At 64.8% G+C, this 19,270-nt stretch carries 17 protein-coding genes; 12 read left to right on the top strand and 5 right to left on the bottom strand.

Annotated elements, in window-relative coordinates:
* Positions 1-11: 11 nt before the first annotated feature.
* Both M9955_06590 and M9955_06585 read left to right on the top strand, forming a co-directional pair.
* Positions 12-647: a class I SAM-dependent methyltransferase gene (locus M9955_06590; GenBank protein ID MCO5081314.1), complete on the top strand. Its 636-nt coding sequence runs from the start codon at positions 12-14 to the stop codon at positions 645-647.
* A gap of 111 nt (positions 648-758) precedes the next feature.
* Positions 759-1,673, top strand: coding sequence for an SMP-30/gluconolactonase/LRE family protein (locus tag M9955_06585; protein MCO5081313.1), 915 nt, complete (start codon positions 759-761; stop codon positions 1,671-1,673).
* A 56-nt stretch (positions 1,674-1,729) separates the two neighbouring features.
* On the opposite strand, the gene typA is transcribed toward M9955_06585, so the two are convergent.
* A complete protein-coding gene (typA, locus tag M9955_06580; protein ID MCO5081312.1) occupies positions 1,730-3,547 on the bottom strand; it encodes a translational GTPase TypA in 1,818 nt (605 codons plus the stop codon).
* A 214-nt stretch (positions 3,548-3,761) separates the two neighbouring features.
* Between typA and M9955_06575 the strand changes: the two genes are divergently transcribed.
* Together M9955_06575 and M9955_06570 are read left to right on the top strand one after the other, a co-directional pair.
* Positions 3,762-3,986 carry a hypothetical protein gene (locus tag M9955_06575; protein MCO5081311.1) on the top strand — a complete coding sequence of 75 codons (225 nt, stop codon included), beginning with the start codon at positions 3,762-3,764 and terminating at the stop codon, positions 3,984-3,986.
* A 140-nt stretch (positions 3,987-4,126) separates the two neighbouring features.
* On the top strand, positions 4,127-5,860 hold the full coding sequence (locus M9955_06570) for an adenylate/guanylate cyclase domain-containing protein (protein MCO5081310.1): 1,734 nt from the start codon (positions 4,127-4,129) through the stop codon (positions 5,858-5,860).
* 9 nt (positions 5,861-5,869) lie between these two features.
* On the opposite strand, the gene yghU is transcribed toward M9955_06570, so the two are convergent.
* Together yghU and M9955_06560 are read right to left on the bottom strand one after the other, a co-directional pair.
* Positions 5,870-6,745 carry a glutathione-dependent disulfide-bond oxidoreductase gene (gene yghU, locus M9955_06565; protein MCO5081309.1) on the bottom strand — a complete coding sequence of 292 codons (876 nt, stop codon included), beginning with the start codon at positions 6,743-6,745 and terminating at the stop codon, positions 5,870-5,872.
* A gap of 46 nt (positions 6,746-6,791) precedes the next feature.
* A complete protein-coding gene (locus M9955_06560) occupies positions 6,792-8,840 on the bottom strand; it encodes a M3 family metallopeptidase (GenBank protein ID MCO5081308.1) in 2,049 nt (682 codons plus the stop codon).
* Between the two features lie 135 nt (positions 8,841-8,975).
* Here M9955_06560 and M9955_06555 point away from each other — a divergent pair, with 135 nt between their 5' ends.
* From M9955_06555 to M9955_06540, 4 genes are all read left to right on the top strand, one after another.
* Positions 8,976-9,446 (top strand): MarR family transcriptional regulator, encoded by a 471-nt coding sequence (locus M9955_06555; GenBank protein ID MCO5081307.1) that lies wholly within the window; start codon positions 8,976-8,978, stop codon positions 9,444-9,446.
* A complete protein-coding gene (locus M9955_06550; protein ID MCO5081306.1) occupies positions 9,443-10,681 on the top strand; it encodes a multidrug effflux MFS transporter in 1,239 nt (412 codons plus the stop codon). Before M9955_06555 ends, M9955_06550 begins: the two co-directional genes overlap by 4 nt.
* 111 nt (positions 10,682-10,792) lie before the next feature.
* The gene (gene alr / locus M9955_06545) at positions 10,793-11,908 is read left to right on the top strand and encodes an alanine racemase (protein ID MCO5081305.1); all 1,116 of its coding nucleotides are present in this window, start codon (positions 10,793-10,795) and stop codon (positions 11,906-11,908) included.
* A gap of 18 nt (positions 11,909-11,926) precedes the next feature.
* Positions 11,927-13,180, top strand: a complete 1,254-nt coding sequence (locus M9955_06540) for a D-amino acid dehydrogenase (protein ID MCO5081304.1) — start codon at positions 11,927-11,929, stop codon at positions 13,178-13,180.
* Positions 13,181-13,192: 12 nt separating this feature from the next.
* Here the strand turns inward: M9955_06540 and M9955_06535 are convergent, their stop codons facing one another.
* A complete protein-coding gene (locus M9955_06535) occupies positions 13,193-14,074 on the bottom strand; it encodes a LysR family transcriptional regulator (GenBank protein ID MCO5081303.1) in 882 nt (293 codons plus the stop codon).
* 154 nt (positions 14,075-14,228) lie between these two features.
* On the opposite strand from M9955_06535, the gene M9955_06530 reads away from it, so the two are divergent.
* Together M9955_06530 and M9955_06525 are read left to right on the top strand one after the other, a co-directional pair.
* Positions 14,229-15,725 carry a CoA-acylating methylmalonate-semialdehyde dehydrogenase gene (locus M9955_06530; GenBank protein MCO5081302.1) on the top strand — a complete coding sequence of 499 codons (1,497 nt, stop codon included), beginning with the start codon at positions 14,229-14,231 and terminating at the stop codon, positions 15,723-15,725.
* A gap of 214 nt (positions 15,726-15,939) precedes the next feature.
* Entirely contained in the window at positions 15,940-16,284 is a 345-nt protein-coding gene (locus tag M9955_06525) for a hypothetical protein (protein ID MCO5081301.1), read from the top strand.
* Between the two features lie 12 nt (positions 16,285-16,296).
* Here the strand turns inward: M9955_06525 and M9955_06520 are convergent, their stop codons facing one another.
* Positions 16,297-16,965, bottom strand: a complete 669-nt coding sequence (locus M9955_06520; GenBank protein MCO5081300.1) for a GntR family transcriptional regulator — start codon at positions 16,963-16,965, stop codon at positions 16,297-16,299.
* A 100-nt stretch (positions 16,966-17,065) separates the two neighbouring features.
* On the opposite strand from M9955_06520, the gene M9955_06515 reads away from it, so the two are divergent.
* Both M9955_06515 and M9955_06510 read left to right on the top strand, forming a co-directional pair.
* Positions 17,066-17,977: a dihydrodipicolinate synthase family protein gene (locus M9955_06515; protein ID MCO5081299.1), complete on the top strand. Its 912-nt coding sequence runs from the start codon at positions 17,066-17,068 to the stop codon at positions 17,975-17,977.
* 16 nt (positions 17,978-17,993) lie between these two features.
* Positions 17,994-19,268, top strand: coding sequence for an FAD-binding oxidoreductase (locus M9955_06510; GenBank protein ID MCO5081298.1), 1,275 nt, complete (start codon positions 17,994-17,996; stop codon positions 19,266-19,268).
* Positions 19,269-19,270 lie beyond the last annotated feature (2 nt).

Genomic DNA, 19,270 nt, shown 5'->3' with positions numbered 1-19,270 from the left:
GGAGACGGCTCGTGGAACTCGACAAGGCCAACGCGGCGCTGGATGCAGTCTATTCGGCGAAATCGGCTGAAGAGGTGTCGAAATCCTACGCGCAGTGGGCCGTCACCTATGACAGCGAGACAGCGGCGCTCGGCTATCTGCTGCCGTTCCTGATCACCGCCTGGGTGGCGCGGCATGTGCAGGCCGGCGAGGGACCGCTGCTCGATGTCGGCTGCGGCACCGGCCTGTCCGGTCCGTCCCTCAGGGCGCTGGGTTATCAGGACATTGCAGGCCTTGATCTTTCGCCCGAAATGCTGGCAATAGCAGACACGCGGGGCGTCTATGGCGAATTGAAACAGGCGATGCTCGGCGCCGCCCTGCCTTGGCCGGACGGGCATTTCCGCGCCTTCCTCTCGGCCGGCGTCTTCACGCTCGGCCACGCGCCGGCCTCGGGACTGCACGAGCTCGTCCGAATCACGAGAAGTGGCGGGCACGGGATCTTCACGGTTCGCGATCAGGTGCTCGATGCGGGCGGCTTCCGCGCCGTTTTCAATACGCTCGAACGAGAGGGCAGATGGCGGACGGTGGAAGAGAGCCCGTGGTACCGGTGCTACGCGGTCGGCGATCCCGGGGCGCATGTGAAGACTTTCGTCTTCGAGGTGCTTTGATCGCCGGAGCCGGCTTGCCAGAGCGAGGAAACTCGGAAAGAGTCCGCCCGCTTCGAACTCCGGACGTCGCCATGGCCGTGATGTCCGAAACAATGCATTCCGGGAGGGAACATGGCTGCGTCCGATTACTACGAGGTCCTTGATCCGCGCTTCGCGCGCCTGTTCAACGGGACGGCGCAGGTCGACAAGCTCTATACGGGCTGCCGCTGGGCCGAAGGACCGGCCTATTTCGCCGCCGGCCGCTATGTCGTCTGGTCGGACATCCCCAACGATCGCATGCTCCGCTATGACGAGACGGACGGCTCGGTCAGCGTCTTCCGCCAGCCGGCCGGCAACACCAACGGCAACACGACCGACCGTCAGGGCAGGCTCGTGAGCTGCGAGCATGGCGGCCGCCGTGTCAGCCGCACCGAGCACGACGGCACCGTCATCACCATCGCCGACAGATGGAAGGGCAAGCGGCTAAACTCGCCAAACGACGTGGTGGTGAAGTCGGACGGCACGATCTGGTTCACCGATCCGGCCTATGGCATCGACAGCGACTACGAGGGCAACAAGGCCGAAAGCGAGATCGGCGCCTGCAACGTCTATCGCGTCGACACGAATGGCGAGATCGAGGCGGTGATCACCGACATGGTGCGGCCGAACGGACTTGCCTTTTCGCTCGACGAAAGCCTGCTCTACGTGGTCGACACCGGCCGTACGCATGGCGAGAAGAACCCGGCGCATATGCGCGTCTTCAAGGTGAGCGGCAAGAACAAGGTTTCGGGCGGCAAGGTCTTCGCCGACTGCACGGCCGGCCTGTTCGACGGATTCCGCCTCGATTCCGACGGACGCATCTGGACGAGCGCGGCAGACGGCGTCCACTGCTACGATCCGGACGGCACGCTGATCGGCAAGGTGAAGGTGCCCGAAGTGGTTGCCAACGTGGTCTTCGGCGGCCCCAAGCGCAACGTGCTCTACATCTGCGGCACGACCTCGCTCTATGCCGTCCGGCTGATGGTCAACGGCGCGAAGGTGTATTGATCCGCCATTGAAACCGGCGGCTCGCGGAGCCGTCGGTTTTCAACCTGTGGACAGGCTCAAGCCACTTTCGACTTTTCGAAGCGCTTGCGCTCGTGGGTGTCGAGATAGAGTTTTCTCAACCGGATCGACTTCGGCGTCACCTCGACCAGCTCGTCGTCCTGAATCCAGGCAAGCGCGCGCTCCAGCGTCATGCGGATCGGCGGGGTGAGCTTCACCGCCTCGTCCTTGCCGGCGGCGCGGATGTTGGTGAGCTTCTTGCCCTTCAGCACGTTCACTTCGAGGTCGTTGTCGCGTGAGTGGATGCCGATGATCATGCCTGCATAGACCTTGACGCCGGCGTCGATGACCATCGGGCCGCGATCCTCCAGGTTCCATAGCGCGTAGGCGACAGCCTCGCCCTGCTCGTTCGAGATCAGCACGCCGTTGGTGCGGCCGGGCAGCTCGCCCTTATACGGCTCATAGGCGTGGAACAGCCGGTTCATTACGGCGGTGCCGCGCGTATCGGTGAGAAGCTCGGACTGGTAGCCGATCAGGCCGCGCGTCGGTGCGTGGAAGACCAGGCGCTGGCGATTGCCGCCGGACGGCTTCAACTCGACCATCTCCGCCTTGCGCTCGCTCATCTTCTGGACGACGACGCCGGCATGCTCCTCGTCGACGTCGATGACGACCTCTTCGATCGGTTCGAGCAATTCGCCGTTCTCGCCCTTCTGCATGACGACGCGCGGGCGCGACACGGCAAGCTCGAAGCCTTCGCGGCGCATGGTCTCGATGAGAACCGCGAGCTGCAATTCGCCCCGGCCGGAAACGTAGAACGAATCCTTGTCGGCCGATTCCTCGATCTTCAGCGCGACATTGCCCTCGGCCTCCTTCAGCAGGCGGTCGCGGATGACGCGGCTCGTCACCTTGTCGCCCTCGGTGCCGGCGAGCGGGCTGTCATTGACGAGGAAGGACATGGTGACGGTCGGCGGGTCGATCGGCTGGGCGACCATCGGCTCGGCCACGGCCGGATCGCAGAAGGTGTCGGCGACGGTGCCCTTGGACAGGCCGGCAATGGCGACGATGTCGCCCGCCTGCGCTTCCTCGATCGGCTGGCGCTCGAGACCGCGGAAAGCGAGAATCTTCGAAACGCGGCCGTTCTCCAGCAGCGAGCCGTCGTGATGGAGAACCTTCACCGCCTGGTTCGGCTTCAGTGCGCCGGCGGCGATGCGGCCGGTGATGATGCGGCCGAGAAAGGGGTTCGCCTCGAGGATGGTGCCGATCATCTTGAACGGACCCTGCTCGACCCTCGGCTCCTCGACATGCTTCAACACGAGGTCGAACAGCGGCGCGAGGCCGTCTTCCTTCGGGCCCTCAGGGTTCTCGGCCATCCAGCCGTCGCGGCCCGAACCGTAGAGGATCGGGAAATCGAGCTGCTCGTCGGTGGCGTCGAGCGCGGCGAACAGATCGAACACCTCGTTGATGACCTCGACGTGACGCGCATCCGGCCGGTCGATCTTGTTGATGGCGACGATCGGCTTGAGACCCACCTTCAACGCCTTGCCGACGACGAACTTGGTCTGCGGCATCGGGCCTTCGGCCGCGTCCACCAGAACGATGGCGCCGTCGACCATGTTGAGGATGCGTTCCACCTCGCCGCCGAAATCGGCGTGGCCCGGCGTGTCGACGATGTTGATGCGGGTGTCCTTCCACTCGACCGAAGTCGCCTTGGCGAGGATGGTGATGCCGCGTTCCTTTTCGATGTCGCCGGAGTCCATGGCGCGCTCGGCGACCCGCTGGTTGTCGCGGACGGAGCCGGATTGCTTGAGCAGCGCGTCGACCAGCGTCGTCTTGCCATGGTCAACGTGCGCGATGATCGCGATGTTGCGAAGTTTCATGATGTTCGGTCTCGGGATTTGGCCATCGGCGCGCCGCAGGCTGCGCCGCATTTCGTTGGCGCGCTCATACAGGGTTTTTCGCAGATGCGAAAGGGCCTGCCTGCCCACGCGGTTACCGATCGTTTAGAATTTTACGCTTAACGTTGGAACTTGTCGTGCTTGCGATTGTTCGAGGACCATGAAACGCGCTCGCGATCACTGGATGCGGATGGGCTTGGCTACGGTAGCCCTTGTGGTGGCCGGCACGGCTTCGTTCGCCTACGATCGGGGCTCCGTGAAGCCGCGCGACGCGATGATTGCCGAAGACGACGCCGGAATGGGCCTCGATTTCATCATTACCGGGCCTGTGAAGCGCGGCGTTGCCGAACCGGTGCCTGCAAGGATCTCCACGGCAGCGGCTGAAAAGCCCGCCGTGCGCCACCGGATGCGCAAGAATTAAAATTACACCTTCCTGGCTGACCCGGCGCTTCGCTTGCGTTCAGGTCACGGTGTGTTCACCGAAACCGATCCAGCGAAGCCGTTGCCGATCAGCGCCGCGACTGTAAAGGTGTGCGCATCGCTTTCCGGATGACGCGCCGCATGTCAGAACTCGCACCCCGTCAGTGGACGGCCGGGCGCCGCACCGGAGAGCAATGGCTGCGGAACGCGCGGCTGGGTTCTGGCCTTGTGCTGATGACCTTCGTCGTCCTGCATTTCATCAATCACATGCTTGCGCTGATTTCGCTGGAGGCGGCGGAAGCGGGCCGTCTGTGGTTTCTGATGGTCTGGCGCAGTTTGCCGGGCACTCTTCTGTTCTACGGCTCGCTGTTCGTTCACGTAACCCTTGTGCTGGTGGCGCTTTACCGCCGCCGCACGCTCGTGATGCCGATGCGCGAAGCCGCGCAAGTCCTTCTGGGCCTGCTCATTCCGCTTCTGATCGCCGAGCATGTCGTCGGCACCCGCGTCTACAGCACATTGTCGGGGATAGACGACACCTACGAATATGTGGCCAATTCGCTATGGGTATGGTCGCCGTATATCGGCGTGCGGCAGGTCCTTGCCGTATTCGTCATCTGGCTGCACGGCTGCCTCGGCGTCTATTTCTGGCTCCGCTACCGTCCCTGGTTCGCCGATGCGGGCGTCCCGCTGGTCATCATCGCCGCCCTTGTCCCGGTTCTTGCCGTGCTCGGCTTCGTCAATGCCGGGCGGACGGTCCAATACATGCTCTATACGGGAAGCGACGGCATCGACCGCACCGTGATCGCCCACGCGGTCGAGATGCGGAGCCGGATCTCGGCAATAACCTACGCGGCATACGGATCAGCCGTCGCGCTCGTTCTTCTTCTGAGGCTGCTGCGCGCATACCGGGAACGCCACAGCGTGGTCGAAATCCGCTATGCCGACGGACGCACTGTCCGTATCCCGCGCGGCTACAGCGTGCTGGAAGCGAGCCGGCTCGGCGGGATTCCTCACAACGCCGTCTGCGGCGGACGCGGGCGCTGCTCCACCTGCCGCGTGAAGGTGCTTGACGGGATAGGCGCGCTGCCTGCGCCCGGAGAAATCGAGCGGACGACGCTTGTCCGCATCCATGCCGCCGCCGACGTGCGTCTTGCCTGCCAGTTGCGGCCGACCGGGAACGTCAAGGTGTCGCCGCTGCTGGCGGCCGGCCGCAATATCGGCGATCTCGCCGCGGGCGGGCTGCTGACGCCCGGCCGCGAACAGGACGTCGCCATCCTGTTCTGCGACATCAGGAGCTTTACCGCGATTTCGGATCGCAAGCTGCCATTCGACACGGTGTTCCTGCTCAACCGCTATTTTGGCGTCGTCGGCAAGGCGGTTGAGGAAGCGGGAGGGCGCCTCGACAAGTTCATCGGCGACGGCGCGATGGCGATCTTCGGCCTGAACGTCGCGCGGGAAGAAGCCTGCCGTCAGGCGCTGGTCGCCTCCGCGGCCATCATGCGCGAACTCGCCCGCGTCAGCGAGGAGCTTGCCGACGAGCTGAAACATCATCCTCTGCGTATCGCCATCGGCATTCATGCCGGACCCGCGATCGTCGGCACGATGGGCTACGGTCGCGCCATGGGCGTCACGGCGATCGGCGACACGGTCAATATCGCAAGCCGGCTGGAATCGGTCGCCAAGGAACTCGACGCGGCCATCGTCATCTCGGAGCAGGCCGCGACACTGTCGGGTATCGACATGACCGGCTACGAGATGCGCACGGTCGAAATCCGCGGCCGTTCCCAGCCCTTGAGGCTGCGCGTCGTCCCGACCGGGGCGACGCTCGATACCGCGCCCGCCGTGCTCGTCGCAGCGACAGGAACGGCGGCCTGAGCCCCGGCCTCAGCGTGCGGCGGCCAGCTTGTCCTCAGTCTTCGTCTCGAAATCGCCCGCGTCGTGGCGTTCGCGAAGCTGGCCGGCCGGATCGCCGCTGATGCGGTTCACCATGCGTCCGCGCTTCGCTGCCGGCCGCGCATAGATGGCATCGGCCCAGCGCCGCACGTTCCTGTATTCGTGCACCGAGAGGAACTCGGCGGCGTCATAGAGCCAGCCCATGACGAGCCCGCCATACCAGGGGAAAACGGCCATGTCGGCGATGGTGTAGTCCGGACCGCCCAGATACTCGCTCTCGGCCAGTCGCCGGTCGAGCACGTCGAGCTGGCGCTTGGACTCCATGGCGAAACGATTGATAGGATATTCGAACTTGGCCGGCGCATAGGCATAGAAATGGCCGAAGCCGCCGCCGAGATAGGGCGCGCTCGCCATCTGCCAGAACAGCCACGACATGGTTTCGGCCCGCGCGGGCATTGCCGACGGCAGGAACGCGTCGAACTTCTCAGCGAGGTAGAACAGGATCGAGCCGGATTCGAAGACGCGGATCGGCTCGGTTGCGGAGCGATCCAGCAGCGCCGGGATCTTCGAATTCGGGTTGATCTTCACAAAGCCGCTGCCGAACTGGTCGCCGTCGCCGATCTTGATGAGCCATGCGTCGTACTCCGCGCCGGCGTGGCCGAGCGCCAGCAGTTCTTCCAGCATGATGGTGACCTTCTGGCCGTTGGGCGTCGCCAGCGAATAGAGCTGGAGCGGATGCTTGCCGACGGGCAGTTCCTTTTCGTGGGTCGGTCCGGCGACCGGACGGTTGATGCTGGCGAAGGTGCCGCCATTCTCCTTGTCCCAGGTCCAGACTTTCGGCGGCGTGTAGGTGAAAGCGTCGGTCATGTCGAAATCCCAAGTTGCTGATTTATCAGGCGCGGCGCGTTCCGCCTCAGGCCAGTCCGCGCTTCGCCATCATGGCGTCGGCCGTGGGCATCTTGCCCCTGAACGACAGATAAAGCTCTTCGGGGTCCTTCGAGCCGCCCGCCGCGTAGATGTTCAGGCGCAGCTTCTCGGCCATTTGCGGATTGAACGGATCGCCCGTTTCCTCGAAGGCCTGGAATGCGTCGGCGTCGAGCACTTCCGACCACATGTAGGAGTAGTAACCGGCCGAATAGCCGTCGCCGGAAAACACGTGCAGGAAGTGGGGGGTACGGTGACGCATGACAATGGCGTCCGGCATATCGAGCTTCTTCAGTGTCTCCGCCTCGAAGCCGAGCGGGTCCGTGGGCGCGTCGGGCCGCGAGTGATAGGCCATGTCGACCAGCGCCGAAGAGGTGAATTCGACGGTGTTGAAGCCGGCGGCGAAATTGCGCGCCGCCAGCATCTTGTCGACAAGCTCCTTCGGCATGGGCTGGCCGGTGCGATAGTGGCGTGCATGCTTTTCCAGAATGGCGGGCACGGTGAGCCAGTGCTCGTAAAGCTGGGAAGGCAGTTCCACGAAATCGCGGCTCACCGAGGTGCCCGCGACAGACGGCCAGGTGACCTCGGTCAGCATGCCATGCAGCGCATGGCCGAATTCGTGAAAGAGCGTCTTCGCCTCGTCGACCGAAAGCAGAGCGGGCTCGCCGGCCGGCGGCTTGGCGAAATTCATTATGTTGTAGATGATCGGCGTAGAGCCGTCGCCAAGCCTGTAGCCGGACTGCAGCGAGCTCATCCATGCGCCGGAACGTTTCGACGGGCGCGCGAAATAGTCGGCGAGGAAGAGGCCGCGCTCGCTGCCGTCGGCATTTCTGACGGCGAACACCCGCACGTCCTCGTGCCAGGCCGGGATGCCATGCTTCTCGACGAAGGTGAGGCCGAACAGGCGCTGCGCGACGTCGAAGCAGGCCTCGATGACGCGTTCGAGCTGGAGATAGGGCTTTAGTTCCGCCTCGTCGAAGGCGTATTTCTCGGCGCGAAGCTTCTCCTGATAGAAGCGCCAGTCCCACGCCGCGATCTTCTCGTTCGCGCCCTCCGATACGGCGATACGGCCGAGTTCCGCCGCATCGGCCTCGGCTCTGGCGCGAGCCTTTTCCCATACCGGATTGAGCAGATCCATCACGGCCTGCGGCTTCTTGGCCATGGTGTCGTCAAGCTTCAGCGCGGCATAGGTCTCGTAGCCGACCAGCCTGGCCTTTTCAGCGCGCAGCCTGAGCGTGTCGCGCACCACTTCGGTGTTGTTGGTTTCGCCGCCATTCTGGCCGCGCATGGTGAAGGCCCGAAACGCCTTCTCGCGCAGGTCGCGGCGGATCGAGAATGTGGTGAAGGGCTCGTAGATCGACCGCGAGAGCGTCACGGCGTAGCGGCCCTTCCGGCCACGCGACTCGGCGGCCTGCGCCATGGCGCTCCTCAGGAAATCGGGAATACCGGCGAGGTCCGCCTCCTCGATGAACAGCGCCCAGTCGCGCTCGTCGGCCAGCACGTTCTGGCCGAACCGCGCGCCGAGCGAGGCGAGCTCCTCATTGATCGCCGCCAGCCGCTTCTTGCCGGCCGCATCCAGCTTCGCGCCGGATTTCACGAAGCCCTTCCACGACTTCTCCAGCACGCGCAGCGTTTCCGGATCGAGCTTCAGCTCCTCGCGGCGCCGATAAAGGTCGTCGATGCGCGCGAACAGTTTTTCGTTCATCGAGATCGCCGAGTAGTGGCGCGCCATCTTCGGCGATATGTCGCGCTCCAGAGCCTGGATCGCTTCGTTGGTGTGGGCGCCGGCGCGGCACCAGAAAATCGCGGAGACGCGATCGAGCGCATCACCCGAAAGTTCCAGCGCGGTCAACGTGTTCTCGATCGTCGGCGCGGCGGAATTGCCGGCGATCGCCTCGATTTCGGTCTGATGCGCGGCAAGCGCCGCGTCGAAGACCGGCCCGAAATCGCCGTCGCCAATGCGGGAGAAGTCTGGCAGGCCGAGCGAGCCGGTCCAACGGGTCAGAGGATGGCTGGCGAGATTGACTGTTTCGGTCACGGGCTGGTCGTTCCTGGTCGTTCGATGCCGAGCGGATGTAGGCCGGCATCGAGCGCGCCGCAACCCGTCTTGACCGGCAGCCACTGCTATACTAAGCCAATCTTATTGTAAGGTAGACTTATTATAAGGCCAAAGATGTCCCAAAACGTCGATCCGGAGAGCTTCGGGTTTCTCGTGACCGACTTAGCACGCCTGGTTCGCGCGGAGTTCGACCGGCGCGTCGCGGAGGCCGGTCTTGGCGTGACGCCGGGCGAGGCGAGGGTGCTGGCGCATGCGGCGCGCGCCGGGATGGTCCGGCAGAATGTCCTCGCCGAACGGATCGGTGTCGAGGCCATGACCGTCACCGGCTTCCTCGACCGGCTGGAGGCCAAGCAGCTTGTGCGCCGCGTGGCCGATCCGACCGATCGCCGGGCCAAGCTGGTGCAGGTGACCGAAACGGCGGGTGAGGTGCTTGGCAAGATCAAGGCGCTGGCGCTCGACACGCGCCTCGTGGCGTCCGGAGGTATCGGGGGCAGGGACTGGGAACGATTCATGACGTTGCTGCGCGCCGCGCGCGACAATCTCGCCGAGTCCCGCGCAGGTGGTCAGCAGAGTTCCGCCGCATGAACATGCAGCCGGTCCGGCCCGTTGCGCCGGTGATGAGCGAACGGCGCGTTTCACTGATCGGGGCGGCGCTCGTCGCGATCGGCCCGATTTCGATGTCGCTGTTCACGCCCGCCATGCCCGAGATCGTGCACGCTTTCGGCACCACCGAAGCGGCCGTGAAGATGACGCTGTCGGTCTACTTCGCCGGTTTTGCCTTCGCGCAGCTTGTCTGTGGACCGCTATCGGACGGGCTCGGTCGCAAGCCGGTCACCTTCGGCTTTCTCGGCATCTACGTGGTCGGCTCGCTGATCGCGCTGGTCGCGCCGACCATAGAAGCGTTGATCGTGGCGCGGCTGATACAGGGATTTGGCGCGGCGGTCGGCGTCGCGGTATCGCGCGCCGTCGTGCGCGACCTGTTCACCAAGGAGCGCTCCGCGCGCATCATGAACCTGATCGGGATGATCCTGGCGGTCGGCCCGGCCTTCGCGCCGACGCTCGGCGGCATCACCATGGAGGTCGCGGGCTGGCACGCGATCTTCCTGCTGATGGTCGCGGTCGGCGTCGGGTTGATGGTCGCCGTGCATTTCTGCCTCGTCGAGACGGTCAAGCGCGATCTTTCCCGCATCCGTCCGCGCGCTTTGGCGAAATCCTACGGCATGCTGCTTGCCACGCCCTATTTCGTGCTGTGCAGTGTCGTGCTCGGCGCGGCGGTCGGGGCGCTCTACACACAGGCGACGGTTCTGCCCTTCATCCTGATGGAGCGCGTCGGGCTGACAGCCACGCAGTTCGGCCTCGCCATGCTGATGCAGACGGGCGGCTATTTTCTGGGCGCCGTTACCGTCCGACAGTTCATCGGGCGAATCGGCGCCATGCGCCTCGTGCCGATCGGCCTGGTGTTCGTCGGCGTCAGCGCTGTCCTCCTCTTCGCCCTGCTTCATCTTCTGCCGCCGAGCCTGTTCAATGTCATGGGTCCGGTGGCGCTTGGCGCCTTCGGTATCGCTTTCATGACGCCGGCGCTCACCACGGCGGTGCTCGCGCCGTTCCCGCAGAATGCCGGCGCGGCCTCGTCGCTGAGCGGTTTCGTACAGATGGGGGGTGGCCTGCTGGGCGGTTCGATTTGCGCGCTGATCGGCGAGCCTGTCACCGCGCTGGCTACCGTGATCCCGGCCATGGGCCTGATCTCCATCGTCGCGTGGCTCTTGTGGCAACGCGTGCCGGAACCCGCCCTGCCGCTTCCGGTCGACGGCAACGATTGAGATTCCGCGCAGGACCAACAGGAAAGTTGCCTTGTCGCATACGTCGGCCTAGCCTGTGCTGGTATTGGCGCGGCCCTCGACCGGTGCAACTGACGACATGAGCGGGATGAATTGACTTCAACGCAGACGGACGCCTCCGAAATCATCGCTGGCGCCATTCTCACCATCGACATTGCCGCGCTCCGCGAGAACTACCGGATTCTCAAAGCAAGACTTGGCAACACCGACTGTGCCGGCGTCATCAAGGCAGACGGCTACGGCGTCGGTGCGGTCGCGGTCGCCGACGCGCTGTCCGGCGAGGGCTGCTCGCACTTCTTCACGGCGCAGCTCTCGGAAGCGCTCGCCTTGCGGCAAGCCTTGCACCGCGATGTCGCGATCTATGTCCTGAACGGACTCTCCCCCGGCTCCGAACCCTATGCCGCGGAAGCCCGCATCACGCCGGTGCTCAACTGCCTCGAACAGGCCCACGGCTGGGCCGCGCTGGCGCGCATACTGGGTCGTTCGCTGCCGGCCGTGCTTCAGGTGGACAGCGGCATGTCGCGGCTCGGCATGGTGCCGTCCGAAGTCGAGCAACTGGCGGCGCATTCCGAAAGGCTGGCGGGCCTGGACATCAGGCTCGTCATGAGCCATCTCGCCTGTGCGGACGAGCCGCAAAATCCTGCCAATGCGCTCCAGCGCGAGAGTTTCGATCGCCTGCGGCGTCTGCTTCCGCCGGCGCCCGCGTCGCTTGCCAACTCGTCCGGCGTGTTTCTCGGCGACGCCTACCACTACGATCTGGCGCGGCCGGGTGCCGCACTTTACGGCATTAACCCGACACCGGGGCTGGACAATCCCATGCGGGCGGTGGTGCGCCTGCAGGCCAAGGTGGTGCAGACACGCGAGATCGGCGACGGCGTCGGCATCGGCTACGGCTACGCGTCGCGCGCACGCGCGACCATGCGGCTCGCGACCATCTCGCTCGGCTATGCCGACGGGTGGCACCGGCGCGCCATGGGCGCGGCCTTCTTCAGGGGCGCGCGGCTGCCGTTCGCGGGGCGTGTTTCGATGGACAGCATCATACTGGACATCACGTCGCTGGCGCCCGGCGCCTTGAAACCCGGCGATCTCGTCGACCTGATCGGCCCGCAGCAGTCGGTGGATCAGGTTGCCGAACATGCCGGCACCATCGGCTATGAAATCCTGACCGGGCTCGGTGCCCGTTTCCATCGCCGCTATGTCGGCGCCTGAACTGGATCGGAGAGGGCAATGAAGGTTCTCATTCTGGGCAGCGGCGTGATCGGCGTCACCACCGCGCACTATCTGGCGGAGGGCGGGCACGAGGTGACGGTGGTGGAGCGCCGCACCGGGCCGGCGCTGGAAACCAGCTTCGCCAATGCCGGCGAGGTGTCTCCCGGCTATTCCTCTCCATGGGCGGGTCCGGGCGTGCCGGTCAAGGCGATCAAATGGCTACTGATGCGCCACGGGCCGCTGGTCGTACGCCCGGCACTCGATCCCTATATGTGGTCCTGGCTCGTCAAGATGCTCGGCAACTGCACGGCGGGACGCTACGCGGTCAACAAGGCGCGCATGGTGCCGATCGCCGAATATGCCCGCGACCGCCTTCAGGAACTGCGCGCCGCGACCGGCATCGCCTATGACGAGCGCAGCCAGGGCACGTTGCAGCTCTTCCGCACCGAAAAGCAGCTCAAGGGCACGGGCGGCGACATCGAGGTGCTGAAGCAGTTCGGCGTGCCTTACGAGGTGCTCGATCCGGCCGGCTGCATCGCGGTCGAGCCGGCGCTGGCGAAGGTGAAGGGAAAATTCGTCGGCGGTCTCAGGCTGCCCGGCGACGAGACCGGCGACTGCCAGATGTTCACGGAGCGCCTCGCCTCGCATGCCGCCGGCCGCGGCGTCACCTTCCGGTTCGGCACGGACATCGACAGGATTGTCGTCGAGGGCGGCAAGGTGGCCGGCGTCGCGACCAGCGCCGGTCTCCTGACTGCCGACGCCTATGTCGTGGCGCTGGGGAGCTATTCGCCAATCCTGCTGCGCAAGATCGGCATCTCCGCTCCGGTCTATCCGGTGAAGGGCTATTCGATCACCGTGCCGATCACCGATGCCGGCGGCGCACCGGAATCGACGGTGATGGACGAGACCTACAAGGTCGCGATCACACGGCTGGGCGACCGCATCCGCGCCGGCGGCACGGCCGAAATATCCGGCTACGATCTCAGGTTGCACGACGCGCGCCGCGCGACACTGGAACATTCCGTCGGCGACCTTTTCCCGCGGGGCGGCGACCTGTCGCGCGCAAGCTTCTGGTGCGGTCTGCGTCCCATGACGCCGGACGGCCCGCCGATCATCGGGGCGACGAAGTTCTCCAATCTCTATCTCAACACCGGACACGGTACGCTGGGATGGACCATGTCGTGCGGCTCGGGGCGCGTTCTTGCCGACATTATTTCGGGCCGAAAACCCGACATCGACACGCGCGACCTGTCGATCGAACGCTACGGCTGATCGACGACGTCTTCAGCCGAAGAGCACCTTGTCCGCCTCGACGGCCCTGGCGATGAAGCCTGTCACCACCTCGATCCGCGACAGGCCGCGAACGGATTCGTGGTAGACGAGCCAGTAGGCGCGACGGATCGGCGGGATGGATGTCACCGGCACGAGTTCAGGCAGGGCGCGGGCGATGAAGGCATGCAGCACGCCGATACCGGCGCCGGCACGCACCGCTTCGGTCTGGCCGAGCGCCGAGGAGATCATGAAGCCGGCATTCCACTCCGGCGAGAACTCGGCCGCGTAGTCCAGCGACGGGTTGATGACCAGATCCGGCACATAGCCGACCAGCCTGTGACGCGGCAGTTCGGCGCGCGAGGCAGGCAAGCCATATGCCTCGGCGTAGCCGCGCGAGGCGTAGAGGCCGAGCGTGTAGTCGACAAGCTTGGCGGCAACCAGCCGTCCCTCGGTCGGCCGCTCCGTGGTGATCGCTATGTCGGCCTCGCGGCGGGACAGGGAGAAGGACCGAGGCACCGGCACGAGCTGAACCTTGAGATCGGGATGAAGCTCGGCAAGTTTTCCCAGCCGCGGCGCGAGAAACGCGACGCCGAAGCCGTCGGGCGCGCCGATCCGCACCGTGCCCGACACCGCCTCTCCCTCCCCGGCGATCTCGGCGCGGGCTCCGATCATCTCGGCCTCGATGCGCTCGGCAATGGCGAGGAAGCGCTCGCCAGCCGGCGTCAGTTCGCTGCCGGTCGTCAGGCGGCGGAACAGCTTTGCGCGGAAAGACTCCTCGAGCGCCGCGATCCGGCGCGATACCGTCGCGTGGTTGAGGTCGAGCCGTTTCGCCGCGCCAAGAATCTGTCCCGCTCTCGCGACAGCGAGAAAGATGCGTACGTCGTCCCAGTTCATCGGCCGGTTGCGCTCCGATTGTTGCGTGATTTCACATTCAGGCCCTGTCCGTTGATTATTCCATGCACAGCGGTTTGTCACCCGCTCGCGTTGCAAAGCCCGGCGCAAAAGCGGAAAATGCAAATATTCACAGATATGAAAGGGAGTGAGCGGCATGGACGTCGTAGGGCATTTCATTGGCGGCAAGCGCGTCGCCTCGAACAGCGGGCGCACGCAGGACGTGATGCAGCCTATGGACGGCACGGTTCGCGGCAAGGTCGCGCTCGGCTCGAAGGACGAACTGCGCGCCGCGGTCGAGAACGCCAAGGCGGCGCAGCCGGCATGGGCCGCCACCAACCCGCAGCGTCGCGTGCGCGTGCTGATGAAGTTCCTGGAACTCGTGCAGCGCGAATATGACAGCCTCGCCGAACTGCTGGCGCGCGAGCACGGCAAGACCATCGCCGACGCCAAGGGCGACATCCAGCGCGGCCTCGAAGTGGTCGAGGTCTGCATCGGTGCACCGCATATGATGAAGGGCGAGTTCACCGACGGCGCCGGCCCCGGCATCGACGTCTATTCGATGCGCCAGCCGCTCGGCGTGGTGGCCGGCATCACGCCGTTCAATTTTCCCGCGATGATCCCTCTCTGGAAGATCGCCCCGGCGATCGCCTGCGGCAACGCCTTCATCCTGAAGCCTTCGGAGCGCGATCCCGGCGTGCCGATGCGGATCGCGGAGCTCTTCATCGAGGCGGGCCTTCCGGCCGGCATCCTCAACGTCGTCAACGGCGACAAGGAAGTGGTCGACGCCATCCTCGACGATCCGGACATCAAGGCCATCGGCTTCGTCGGCTCGACGCCGATCGCGCAGTATATCTATGCGCGCGGCTGCGCATCCGGAAAGCGCGTCCAGTGCTTCGGCGGCGCCAAGAACCACATGATCATCATGCCGGACGCCGACATGGACCAGACGGTCGACGCGCTGATCGGCGCCGGCTATGGCTCCGCCGGCGAGCGCTGCATGGCGATCTCCGTCGCGGTCCCGGTCGGCGAGGACACGGCAAACCGCTTGATGCAGCGTCTCATCCCTCGCGTCGAGAGCCTGAAGGTCGGCCCGTCGACCGATTCCAGTGCCGACTACGGTCCGCTGGTCACGAAGCAGGCGTTGGACCGCGTCAAAGGATACGTCGATCTCGGCGTGCAGGAGGGCGCGAAGCTCGTCGTCGACGGCCGCAATTTCAGGATGCAGGGTTACGAGAACGGCTACTATCTCGGCGGCTGCCTGTTCGACAACGTTACGCCCGACATGCGCATCTACAAGGAAGAGATCTTCGGGCCGGTGCTCTCGGTGGTGCGTGCGCCCCGCTACGAGGACGCCATCAAGCTTGCCAACGACCATGAGATGGGCAATGGCGTTGCGATCTTCACCCGTGACGGCGATGCCGCGCGCGACTTTGCGTCCCGCGTGCAGGTCGGCATGGTCGGCGTCAACGTGCCGATCCCCGTGCCGATCGCCTATTACACGTTTGGCGGCTGGAAGGCCTCGGGCTTCGGCGACCTCAACCAGCATGGCCCGGATGCCTTCCGCTTCTACACCAAGACCAAGACGGTCACCTCGCGCTGGCCGAGCGGCATCAAGGACGGCGCGGAGTTCGTTATTCCGACGATGAACTGACCTCACGGCTCGCTAAGCAAAACGCAGGAAAGGCGGCTTTCGGGCCGCCTTTTTTATTAGTGTCCTGCGAAAATCGGTCACCGGACGTTACATCGCGAAATCCAAACGTGATGGAACGTCGGTAGGCGTGAGTCCTTGAATTCGCAGCCGGTTCGCAGGGAGGCGATCAGGTGGAGAAAGGAACCAAATTCGACTTTGGCTGACGACGCCCTCGATGCGGCGCTGGCTGCTGCGAGTCGTCAGACAGGAGGTCGCCATGACCCGTGTTTCCATTTCCATAGCCGCCATTCTGACAGGTTTCTGCATCGCTAGCCCGGCACTCTCCCAGGAAGCACCGGTCTGTGGCGTGCGTGCCGATATTGTCGGCAAGCTTTCGAAGGATTTTCGCGAGACGCCGATGGCGGTGGGCATGGTCAACCAGAGCGCGGTGATGGAAATCTTCGTGTCCGACACGGGCACATGGACGATTCTCGCGACCCGCCCCGACGGGATTAGCTGTCTCGTTTCGGCCGGTGAAGGTTGGGACAGCAAGACGCTGATCGCAGGCCGCGACACCTGACTAGGATTTCGCCTATCGGTGCGCGACACGCGCCTGGAGAAGAAGCAGCGCCATCAGCCGTTCCGTTTCCGCAGCAGCCTCCGCCTCGTTGCCGTCGAGGATGGCGCGAATCACATGTACATGATGCTCGGCGGCTTCCGCGAGGCTTGCCGATTGATAGCGATACCAAAAGCGGCGACTGTGCGTCTGCAGGGGCGCGGCAAGACGCGCCGCGAAGGGGTTGTCAGACGCCAACGCCATCGCCTCGTCAAGCTGCTTGTCCGCGTCGAGATATTTTAGCGGATCGTTCTGAACGACCGCCTTTTGCATCGCGAGCGCCGCGGCGTGGAAATGCTCGGCGATGGGCCGGGTGATGAAACGCGCCGCCGAACGGGCCAGTACCACTTCCACGCCCTTGCGCGCCTCGAGCACCCGCAGCCAGTCGCTGGCATGGAGCGGCGCGATCGCCAGACCGGCGCGCGGGCGCACGTCGACAAGCCCTTCCCAGGCAAGGCGCTGGATCGCCTCCCGCACCGGCGTGCGGCCGAGGCCGAGCTTCTGGATGAGCGTGCCTTCCGTGGTGACGGAACCCGGCGCCAGTTCGAGCGTGACAATCAGGCGCTCAAGCATGCGGTAGGCCTTCAAGGCCACCGGCTCGAACGCCGCAGGTTCCGTGTCGCGAATCTCTAGCGCCTGATTCATGTGCTCTCTTTTGGGATATCACTTGAAAATCGCAATTGACAACAGGGGATATTGTCGTGATATATGATTGATATATTAGATTTCAAGGAGCGCGAAGCCAATGTGGAATGGAGTTTTCCCCGCCGTCACCACCAAGTTCACCGAGGACGACCGGCTCGACCACGCCGAAATGGAGCGCTGCTACGGCCTGCAGATGGATGCCGGCTGCGACGCGCTCATCGTCTGCGGCTCGCTCGGCGAAGGCCCGATGCTCAGCCATGACGAGAAGCTGGAAGTGTTCCAGACCGCGCGCAAAGTGGCCGGCAAGCGTCCCGTTCTGCTCACCATCAATGAAGCCGCCACCCGTGACGCGGCATCGCTGGCAAAGCGCGCCGCAAAGGCCGGAGCGGACGGTCTCATGGTCGTGCCGAGCCCGATCTATCACACCAACCCGGAAGAAACCGTCGCGGCGTTGAAGGCCGTCGCATCGGCCGGTGGCCTGCCGGTGATGATCTATTCCAATCGTATCGCCTATCGCGTCGATGTGACGACCGACGTCATGGCGGAACTCGCCGCCGACGATCTCTTCGTCGCCATCAAGGAATCGTCCGACGATATCCGCCGCTCGACCGAGATCTTCAACCGTTTCGGTGACCGTTTCGACGTGTTCACCGGCGTCGACAATCTCGCCTTCGAAGCATTGGCCATCGGTGCGGTCGGCTGGGTCGCCGGCCTGGTCACCGCCTTCCCGAAGGAGACCGTCGCCATCTACCAGCTCATGAAGCAGGGGCGCTATGATGAGGCGCTGAAGATCTATCGCTGGTTCCGTCCTTTGCTCGATCTCGACGTCTCCACCTATCTCGTCCAGAACATCAAGCTGGCGGAAGTGCTGGAGATCGGCACCAACGACCGCGTGCGCATGCCGCGTCAGCCGCTCGCCGGTGAGCGCCGCGCCAATGTCGAAAAGATCGTCAGGGACGCCATCGCGACGCGGCCAGAACTGCCGAAGCTGACCGTGGCGAAGGCGGCCTGACCGGAATTCCCATACCATGGCAACCTCTCAGCCCCTGCCGGCGGACATCGATATCGCCATCGTCGGCGCGGGCATTGTCGGCATCTGCGCGGCGGCCTGTCTGGCGGAGGCCGGATTGTCGGTCACGGTCTTTGACCGTACCGGCATCTGCGAGGAAACAAGTTCGGGCAACGCCGCCGCATTTGCCTTTTCGGATGTGCTGCCGCTTTCGCAGAAGGGCATGATCCGCAACCTGCCGCGCTGGCTGGCGGACCCGATCGGCCCGCTCGCCATCCCGCCCGCCTATTTGCCGAGACTGGCGCCATGGCTGTGGCGCTTCTGGCGGGCGGGCGCGGCCTCGAGATACGAGGCGGCGCTGACGGCGCAGGGCGCGCTGATGAAGCTTGCCGAATCCGAGTGGATGGCATTGATGGATCGGTCCGGCACGCGCCATATGCTGCGTGAGGACGGCTCGCTCGAACTCTACGAGAGTGAGGGGGAATTCCAGGCCTCGCTGCCCGGCTGGGCCGCCCGCGAGCGCTGCGGCATCGAATACCGCCATGTGACAGGCAAGGCGCTGGCGGTGCTGCAGCCCGGTCTCTCGCCACAATTCGTCAAGGGCACCTTCGTGCCCGGCTGGAAGACGGTCGCCGATCCGAAGCTGCTCGGCAAGGCCATATGGACCTACGCGGAGGGCCTCGGCGTCCGGTTCGTACAGACCGAACTTGAGACAGCGAAGCTTGCGCGTGCCGTGCAGGGCGAGACGGAGGTCGTCTTGCGGTTTCGCGACGGCACCGTGCGCAAGGCGCGGTACCTGTTGATCGCCGCCGGGGCATGGTCGCATCGCTTCGCCCGCCTGTTCGGAGACAGGATACCGCTGGAGACCGAGCGTGGCTACAATACGACGCTGCCCCGGACGTCGTTCGACGTGAAGCGGCAGCTTATCTTTTCCGGACACGGCTTCGTCGTCACGCCGCTTGACACAGGACTTCGCATCGGCGGCGCGGTGGAACTCGCCGGTCTCGAACATCCGCCGAACTATGCCCGCTCGAAGGCGATGCTGGAAAAGGCGCGCCGCTTCCTGCCCGGCCTCGACCCCGCAGGCGGACGCGAGTGGATGGGTTTCCGCCCCTCCTTGCCGGATTCGGTGCCGGTAATCGGCCGCGCCCGATCGCCCGGCGTCTTCTACGCATTCGGCCACGGCCATCTCGGCCTCACGCAGGCCGCCGCGACCGGCCGCTTGATCGCCGACCTCGTCCTTGGCAAGAATCCGCCGATCGACGTTTCGCCCTTCTCACCACAGCGCTTCTGAGA

The organism is Rhizobiaceae bacterium (assembly GCA_023953845.1).
Lineage (GTDB): Bacteria > Pseudomonadota > Alphaproteobacteria > Rhizobiales > Rhizobiaceae > Arvimicrobium.
The sequence above is the reverse complement of the archived record's forward strand: the minus strand, read 5'-3'. Positions and strand labels throughout refer to the sequence as shown.